At 65.5% G+C, this 1,414-nt stretch carries 1 protein-coding gene; it reads left to right on the top strand.

The features are described 5' to 3' along the window. Nucleotides 1–121: 121 nt before the first annotated feature. Nucleotides 122–1,369 carry an IS256 family transposase gene (locus tag ACFQRD_RS16640; RefSeq protein WP_377804789.1) on the top strand — a complete coding sequence of 416 codons (1,248 nt, stop codon included), beginning with the start codon at nucleotides 122–124 and terminating at the stop codon, nucleotides 1,367–1,369. Nucleotides 1,370–1,414: the final 45 nt, after the last annotated feature.

Raw genomic sequence — 1,414 nt, 5'->3', positions numbered from 1 at the left:
CAGTTGAGTCCCGCATAGTGGTGTAGCGCGGTGGCTGCCGTGATCGTCTCGGACGTGGACGCGGTCACCGTGTGATCCTTCGAGTCAACCTTCCACAGAATCCTCGAACGGAGTCATCACGATGACCGCTCCTCATATTGTCGACCCTCATGGCCTGCTCGGTGAAGCTCTGGCCGAAGCCTCCCCAGATTTGATGCGCGCCATGCTGCAGAGGATCATCAATGATCTCCTGTCGGCGGACGCTGACGCTGTCGCCGGCGCGGAATACGGCCGGCCCAGCCCCGAGCGGATTGTCCAGCGCAACGGCTATCGCCACCGCGACCTCGACACCCGGGTCGGCACTATCGACGTCGCCGTCCCCAAGCTCCGCTCCGGCACCTACTTCCCGGAGTGGCTGCTCGAGCGCCGCAAACGCGCCGAATCCGCGCTGATCACAGTTGTGGCGGACTGCTACCTTGCCGGTGTCTCCACTCGCCGCATGGACAAGTTGGTGAAGACGCTCGGGATCAACTCGCTTTCGAAGTCACAGGTCAGCCGGATGGCGGCCGATCTCGATGAGCACGTCGATCAGTTCCGCCACCGCCCCTTGGACGCGGCCGGGCCATTCACGTTCGTCTCCGCTGACGCGCTGACGATGAAGGTCCGCGAAGGCGGCCGCGTGATCAACGCTGTTGTCCTGCTCGCGACCGGAGTCAACGGTGACGGGCACCGCGAAGTCCTCGGCATGCGGGTCGCCACCAGCGAGACGGGCGCGGCCTGGAATAGTTTCTTCGCCGACCTCGTCTCCCGCGGTCTCGGCGGAGTCCGGCTCGTCACCTCCGATGCTCATGCCGGCCTGGTCGAGGCGATCGCCGCGCACCTGCCCGGCGCGTCCTGGCAGCGGTGCCGGACCCACTACGCGGCGAATCTGATGAGTATCTGTCCCAAGGGCATGTGGCCTGCGGTGAAAGCGATGCTGCACAGCGTCTATGACCAGCCCGACCAGGCAGCAGTGAACGCCCAGTTCGAGAGGCTGCTGGACTACGTCGGCGAGAAACTTCCCGAGGTGGCCGAGCACCTCGACGCCGCCCGCGCTGATGTCCTGGCGTTCACTGCCTTCCCCAAGGACGTGTGGGTCCAGATTTGGTCGAATAACCCCACCGAACGCTTGAACCGCGAGATCCGCCGCCGCACCGACTCCGTCGGCATCTTCCCCTCTCGAGAGGCGATCGTCCGCCTCATCGGCGCAGTCCTGGCCGAACAGACCGACGAATGGGCCGAAGGCCGCCGCTACCTCGGCCTCGACGTCCTCGCCCGCTGCCGCCTGACCATCACCACTACCCCCGAGCAGGAGGTGACCACCAACTCCCTACCCGCCCTAACCGCCTGACCCCTCTCACCGAAGGACCGCTACACCACTTCCCGGGACTTGACC

Source organism: Brachybacterium sp. GCM10030268, assembly GCF_042666305.1.
Lineage (GTDB): Bacteria > Actinomycetota > Actinomycetes > Actinomycetales > Dermabacteraceae > Brachybacterium.
The sequence above is the reverse complement of the archived record's forward strand: the minus strand, read 5'-3'. Positions and strand labels throughout refer to the sequence as shown.